Origin of the sequence: Novosphingobium sp. LASN5T, assembly GCF_003856955.1 — a bacterium.
GTDB lineage: Bacteria > Pseudomonadota > Alphaproteobacteria > Sphingomonadales > Sphingomonadaceae > Novosphingobium.
In genome coordinates this window covers 1-6,797 of the sequence record NZ_RQSI01000093.1, presented here as the reverse complement: position 1 = coordinate 6,797, position 6,797 = coordinate 1, and the positions used below count along the sequence as shown (strand labels likewise).

5 protein-coding genes are annotated in these 6,797 nt (G+C 60.7%); 1 reads left to right on the top strand and 4 read right to left on the bottom strand.

What is annotated here, in order from left to right:
- Positions 1 to 190 precede the first annotated feature (190 nt).
- The 4 genes from EH199_RS23955 to EH199_RS23940 all read right to left on the bottom strand — a co-directional run bounded on the left by EH199_RS23955 (position 191) and on the right by EH199_RS23940 (position 5,907).
- Positions 191 to 1,318: an isopenicillin N synthase family oxygenase gene (locus tag EH199_RS23955; protein WP_198356567.1), complete on the bottom strand. Its 1,128-nt coding sequence runs from the start codon at positions 1,316 to 1,318 to the stop codon at positions 191 to 193.
- Complete coding sequence (locus tag EH199_RS23950; RefSeq protein ID WP_124811530.1) at positions 1,315 to 2,169, bottom strand: phosphodiesterase; 855 nt, start codon at positions 2,167 to 2,169, stop codon at positions 1,315 to 1,317. The genes EH199_RS23955 and EH199_RS23950 overlap by 4 nt, the downstream gene beginning before the upstream one ends.
- Positions 2,170 to 2,183: 14 nt before the next feature.
- Positions 2,184 to 3,320, bottom strand: coding sequence for a cobalamin-independent methionine synthase II family protein (locus EH199_RS23945; RefSeq protein ID WP_124811529.1), 1,137 nt, complete (start codon positions 3,318 to 3,320; stop codon positions 2,184 to 2,186).
- A 184-nt stretch (positions 3,321 to 3,504) separates the two neighbouring features.
- Positions 3,505 to 5,907 carry a TonB-dependent receptor gene (locus EH199_RS23940; RefSeq protein WP_190287417.1) on the bottom strand — a complete coding sequence of 801 codons (2,403 nt, stop codon included), beginning with the start codon at positions 5,905 to 5,907 and terminating at the stop codon, positions 3,505 to 3,507.
- Positions 5,908 to 6,158: 251 nt separating this feature from the next.
- On the opposite strand from EH199_RS23940, the gene EH199_RS23935 reads away from it, so the two are divergent.
- The gene (locus tag EH199_RS23935) at positions 6,159 to 6,707 is read left to right on the top strand and encodes a GntR family transcriptional regulator (protein WP_223806912.1); all 549 of its coding nucleotides are present in this window, start codon (positions 6,159 to 6,161) and stop codon (positions 6,705 to 6,707) included.
- Positions 6,708 to 6,797 lie beyond the last annotated feature (90 nt).

Genomic DNA, 6,797 nt, shown 5'->3' with positions numbered 1-6,797 from the left:
GGCCCATTGCGCATATGCTGCCGCCGGGCGGTATCAGTCCAGGCCATGTGCTTCTCCATTCGTCTCGACAACGACGGTGAATCACATCCTGCTGATATCGCTCAACTACTTTCCGCTCGGGCTCTTAGGGAGACAACTTGCATTCAGCGTCTCTGCGAATGCAAACGAAAGCGTGATTGAACCTAGATGTCTAGACATCATTAACCCCATGGGTTTGCGTTGCCTTAGCGCTTGTGGCGGCATCGGGATCGATCAGGTCACCGTAATGGGCCCGCGCAACATCGGGATGCGAACGGATACGCGACTTCAGGTGGTTCTCACCGACGCTGCGGAACAGCGGGTTGGCCGGGTCAGAGCTCACGCCGCGGGCGACCGCCTTGAGTTCGGGCGGGAGGTCGATGAGAGGGATATGTCCTTCGTGGCTGGCACCAAGAAAGAACGGGATGGAGTACCGAACGATTCCGGAAGGCGGTGTCACCGCTGCATGGACGTCTGCGCGCACGAAACCATCCGTTGCAAGCTCGAGCAATTCCCCGGTGTTCACGACAAAGGTGCCCGGGATCGGTGGTGCTTCGACCCAGCTGCCATCCTGGCGCTGGACACGGAGACCCTCGGTGCTGTCCTGGAGCAGGATCGTCACGAGACCGCCGTCCTTGTGCGCCCCGACGCCCTGTTCAGAGCGGGCCACATCACGGCCGGGATAGCGAACGATCTTCAGGTGCTGACGCGGAGCCGATTTGTAGAGCGGCTCGAAAGCACCTTCCGGTTGCCCGAGAGCAAGTGCGATGGCTTTCAGCAAATCGATCGCGACGCGGGTCACTTCGGCCTGGTACGTCGTGATGATCGGCTTCAGGCTGGGCATTGCCGAGGGCCACTGGTTAGGGCCAATCGTCCGCTTCCATGCGGGCGTGTCCGGACCAATCTCGGCGAAGTCCTCCTCGCGGTCGAAATCGACCTGCTCGCGCCAATCCTGTCGGCCGCCGGTCAGTTCACCGCCGATACGGGTGTAGCCGCGGAATTGGGCCGATTTGACGATGTCGATTTCGAGCTTGGCCTCGCGCGGCAAGGCAAAGAACATCCTCGATGCCGTCAGGGCCTGCGAGATGAGGTCGGGCCTGACGCCGTGACCACGAAGATAGAAAAAGCCATGATCGAAAAGGATCTCGCGCAATTCGCCGACCAGCTGCTGACGGTCCTCCTGGCTGCCATACAGGAGTGACAGATCAAGGAAGGGCAACTGGCTCGTCGACACAGCTTCCGCCGACGTGAACTCGTTGGTGCGCTGGAGCACCGGATCGGGGAGTTGGGTGACAGTCACTGGGCGTTGTCCGTGATGCGGGTCTCGCGCGGCGCCATACGAACGACCTGCTGCTCCACGGGGAGGTCTGGATCGTACATGTACTTCGGGCTGGCATCGAGAAAGTCGTGGGTGTGAACGATGACGGCTCCGCCTTGCAGGAATGCGATGGCATAGGCCGGCGGCTCCATGCTGCAGGGGATGCCGCGCTCGATGGTGAAGTCGAGCCAGAGTTGGTGGTTGAGGCCGCGCAGGGTAGTGAAGGGAATGCCGCGCCAGCTCCCTGCGATCGGCCGGTGCACGTGGCCGAAGAAGATGTGCCGGATATCGTGTCCTTCAAGCACCTTTGCAAAGGCGTCCGGATCCTCGAGCATGATCTCGTCGACCGCGCGCAGGTTCACGGGCAGCGGATGGTGATGCATGAACAGGTAGCATGGACGACCCGCTGCCTCTTCAAGCCGCGCCTTCAGCCATGCCTGTCGCTTTGCGCAATAGGCGCCTGCGTGCCCGGTCGCCTTCTTGGTGTCGAGGAACAGGAGGCGCCCGGCGTCGGTGTCGATGAAAGACTGAACGAAACCATCTGCGTCGGTTGGCTCTTCGGGAAACACCTGGAGAAACTCGTCACGGGCGTCGTGATTGCCGATAACCAGGCGGACGGGCACCGGCAGCGCTTCTAGCGCTTCTCGCAGGCGGATGTATGCGCCGTGCTCGCCATGATGGGCCAGGTCGCCGGTAATGACACACAAGTCGGCATCAGCGTGGTTGGCAGCGATATCGGCGATGCAGGCCTCAAGCCGCACGCCGGGATCGTTTTCGAACAGACTTCGCCCTTTGGGAACAAGGTGCAAATCCGTAATCTGGATGATTTTCATCTTACGGGTCTCGCTCAGCGCCACAGGCGGCGCGAGGCGATCTCGGCGCCCTGAACCATCGCTTCGAGCTTACGCCAGCCAATTGCCGGATCGACGGCATGGAAGGAGGCGAAGGTTGCAAACCCGCAGTCTGTACCGGCGATCACGCGTTCGCGGCCCACCAGATTGGCGTATTGCTCGATACGCTGCGCCACCACTTCCGGGTGCTCGATATAGTTCGTGCAGGTGTCGATGACGCCAGGCACGATCACCTTGTCCTCGGGAAGCGGCGTCTCCTTGAACAGGCTCCATTCGTGGGAATGGCGCGGGTTGGCCGCTTCGAGCAGGATCGCCATCGGCTTGGCGGTCACGATCAGGTCGAAGATTTCGTGCAGGTCGATGTCGTGGTGGTGGGGCGATTCGTAGTTACCCCAGCACAAGTGCAGACGCAGACGGTCGGCCGGAATGTCGCGCAGGGCGTGGTTGAGCACTTCGACGTGAAGTGCGACTTCCTTACGGAAGTCCGCGACTTCCATCGGCTGCGCGCGGAAATGCCGGCCAAGCGCGAGTTCGGGACAGTCGATCTGAAGGAGAAGGCCGGAGGCGACGATGGCGTCGTACTCCCGCTTCATCGTGTCTGCGAGCGCGTAGAGGTATTCCTCCTGCGTCGCGTAAAACTTATTGGGCATGTAATGCGCCATGATGCCTGGCGAAGAGGCATTCATGAACGCGTCCTCAACCGCGACGCCTTCAAGCGCGGCCTTCAGGTTGTTGATGTCGGACGCGACATGCTCATCGCCATGATAGGAGAGCGGGCCGACGCAGGCCGGGGTCTTGATTTCCATCACGATCTTGCTGGCGAACTCGGGGAATTCGGTGAGCTCGGACAGGGCCAGCGGGTGATCGACGCCGGTGAGGCCGGTCATGCGGTCACGCGCATAAGTTGCATAGGCGTATTTGCTCATCTCGCCGTCGTCGACGATGGAGATGCCAAGATCGGCCTGCCGCTTCACCACGTCGCGAACCGCAGTCGTGATTTCATCGGGCATCGCGTCAAGCGATGCGGCGTCGAGTTCGCCGCGTTCGCGTGCCAGCAGCTTGGCTTCCAGGCTTGCCGGACGCGGCAAGCTGCCAACATGGGTGGTGAGAATGCGATCGGTGCTGATCTTCATGTCATACTCCTGAGCATTTTGCAGACCTGTTCCTGAGCAACCCGGCAGGTCTTCGCGCTTGTGCGCTCACTGTGAACGTTTTGATCGACCAGCGCCCATTGCGAGATCATGCTTAGCAAATCTGGGCGGCAATCGGGTTAAGAGGTCGGATCGACAAGCGCCGATCCGACCGTGATTATTGAACTTAGAACCGCTTCGATGCCGACATGCCGATCGTGCGGGGCCGGAAGGTGGTGTCAGTGAAGAGATCCGATCCCACCAGGTCCTGGTAGCGGCCAAGTGCCGGATGGGCGTTCAGCGCGTTGGTCATGAAGAGCGCGATATCGACGTTCTGCCAGTTCACGCCTGCACGCAGGTTGAGCTGGTTAGTCGCCGGGTTTGCCGGGATGTCGGGCTTGTAGAGCACCGGCGATGCCGGGTTCTGCGAGTTGAACGGTCCCGGATTACGGCTGTGGAAGACATCTTCTGCACGCAGATAGCCATCGATGTCGCCGGGCAGGACGAAGGTATATTCCGCGGTGGCGCGCAGGTCCCAGGGCGAATTGACCCAGGGCGGTGAGCCGATGACATCGCCCTTGGTGTTCAGGATGACGCCGTACTGCTCGATCGTCTCCTTCATGCGGGTGCCCGTGTAGCTGGCGGACACGCCCAGCTTGAACGCGTCGGTCACCTTGGCATTGAGGGTGAGATTGAAGCCGTTGACCTCAGCCTTGCCGGCGTTGGTCGTGTAGGTGTAGCCGCAGGTCGGGATATAGACACCCTGCTGGATGTCGTTCCAGTCGATATGGAAGGCGTTGGCGTCCACGCCCAGACGGCCGCCGAACAGCTTGCCCTTCAGACCGGCTTCGTAGCTCCAGACCGAATCCGCCTTGAAGGAGGCCGGCTGCGAGGGAACCGGGCAGCCAACGCCGCCCTCTTCGGTCTGCAGCGGGATCGGGATGTTGGTGCCGCCGACGCGGTAGCCCTTGCCGGCCGATGCATAGAGCATGAGGTTCGGGCTGGCATGATAGGTCACGCCCACCTTGGGGGTGAATGGCTTCTCGTGGTTCTTGCCGCTCGAAACCGGGAACAGGCCGCCGGTCCAGTAGCCGCTCTGCTCCTGGTAGAAGCTCGATTTGGTGCTCGCGATACGAGCGCCTGCCGTCAGCGTCAGGCCCTTGACCACTTCCCAATCGACCTGACCGAAACCTGCGATCTGCTTGTCGTAGGAGTAGAGGCTGCCGGTGAACTCGGACACGTAGGGATCCATGCCGAGGTAGGCTGAATAATACGGGTCGATCGAAACGTGGGTGTCGTGCTGGGTGCTGTCGGAGTAGAATGCACCAACGGTCCACTTTAGCGCAGCATCCGGGTTCGAGGAGGAAAGACGCACTTCCTGCGTGAACTGGTGCAGCGAGGTGGTGACATCCTTCCAGGCCGCGTCGGTTTGGCGCGCGGGATAGGCGAGGCCCATCGGGTTGCCATAACCGACAGTTAGCGCGCCATAGAAGCTGGTGATGTCAGCGAGCACGCTGCCCTTGCGGTCGAGGTACGAGCTGACCGAGGTCAACGTAACACCGCCTAAATCGGCTTCGAGCTTCAGCGAGGGAAGCACGAACTGATCTTGGTTAGGCTGACGCAGAAGACGCCCGTTCTTGAACTTGCCTTCGCTCGGATCGGAAAGGTACTCGTAGTACGAAGCGCTGTCGTTCGTATTGACCTTCTGGAAGTAGATCGACGGCGTGATCTTCAGCCACTCCGTCGGTGCTGCTGTCACTGCAGCGCGAAGCGCATAGGAGTCGGAGAAATTCGAGTTCGCCTGCACGGTCTTCAGGTTGAACGGATCGACCCGGTCGATGTAACCGCCGTCGTGGCGATACCAACCGCTGACCCGGAACCCGAGCTTGTCATTGACAATGGGCCCGCCGAGCGCGGCGCCGGCTTCGTAGCTTGGGCTGCCGCCCTGCGTGAACGAGAGCTCGGTACGCGCCATACCCGTGTAATGATCGAGACCGGGCTCAGGGCTGATGAAGCGCAGCGCACCGCCTTCTGCGCCTGCGCCAAACAGCGTGCCCTGGGGGCCGCGGTCGACTTCGACGTGATCCACATCGAACATCAGGGGCAGAGGATTGCCGAAGCCCGAAATCCACGTGGCACGCGCCTGGATCGGGGTATCGTCGATATAGATACCGGTCGTGGAGTGACCGACGGACGAGTTGATGCCCCGGATGGCGATGTTGGTCAGCGCACCGCCGCCATAGTATCCGGCCGACTTGTCGAACTGGACGCCCGGCGTCATCTGGGCGAGGTCGGACACGCTGCGGATGGCTGATTTTTCCAGCGCTTCGGGATTGTAGGCCTCGACGCTGATAGGCACCTTCGAGATCTCTTCACGGCGCTTGGTTGCCGTCACGACGATATCGGAGCCATCGCTGTCAGCGGCGGCTTCGTCTGCGATGGCTGGCTGAGCGCAAATGCCAAGAGCCACGATGCAGGCCGCGCCAAGGAGGCTGGCGCGACGGGCGCCGAAAACTCGTTCGGATGAATAGTGCGACTTATTTGTGGTGGAGTCGTAGCGCTCCAGCAATTCGGTTGCGGAAACAGTCATTTGAACCCTCGTGAAATCCATGTTTGAACCGATTGGTCCGCGCAGCTGACCGTGCCCCCGGCCCGCCCCGGCCTGCGCGCCGGGACATCCCTGAAACATTCGAATGTCCCGCTAGTGTTGGATTATGATAGTTTCACGACATGGGGAAAAATTCATCCGAATGATTTGACGATCGCAGGTCAGACGTTCGCAAAAGTCCGCAGATTTCCGCGAGTTTTACCAGCCAACCTTCGACGAACAACTAAAGGTCCGTGATCGATGTCGGATTTAACATTCGAATGATATCGTGCTACGAACGGATCATGAATCATCCGAATGATGCGGCACCTCGGAATTCCGGGTGGCAGACGATCCGCGACGCCATCTCGACAGAAATCCAGAATGGCGTGCTCAAGCCTGGCGCCAAGCTACCGACGGAGCCTGAGCTCTGCTCCCTGTTTGGGGCGACGCGGTATGCTGTTCGAAGGGCTGTGGAAGCACTCGCTGTCGACGGCAAGCTACGTGTCGAGCAAGGACGCGGGACGTTTGTCGAATCAGCGTCAAAGCTGAATTATCGTGTCGGGCGCCGAGCGCGGTTTCGTCAGAATCTTTTGTCTGAAGGCGTGGAACCGGACGGAGAGATCCTCTCGGACGAAATTGTCCCGGCATCACCAGCAATCGCCCAGGCCCTCGAACTGACAGAGGGGGCTCCGGTTCATCGGGTACTTCAGCGCAGCCTGGCAGATGGCGTGCCCATCAGCCTGGGTCACACGTATGTGTCTGCCGGCTCTGTTGCAAAGATTGGCGGCAGTCAGAGGTAGGCTGTCGCTCTGCGCCGATCAGGCGGCTGCTGCGAAATGGTGGTTGAGCATGCCCATGGCCTCCGTCAGCGCCGAGGGCCCAATGCCAAA

Coding starts and splice junctions, on each gene's coding strand:
- EH199_RS23950 (WP_124811530.1), bottom strand. CDS start 2,169: ATGAAAATCATCCAGATTACGGATTTGCACCTTGTTCCCAAAGGGCGA.
- EH199_RS23945 (WP_124811529.1), bottom strand. CDS start 3,320: ATGAAGATCAGCACCGATCGCATTCTCACCACCCATGTTGGCAGCTTG.
- EH199_RS23940 (WP_190287417.1), bottom strand. CDS start 5,907: ATGACTGTTTCCGCAACCGAATTGCTGGAGCGCTACGACTCCACCACA.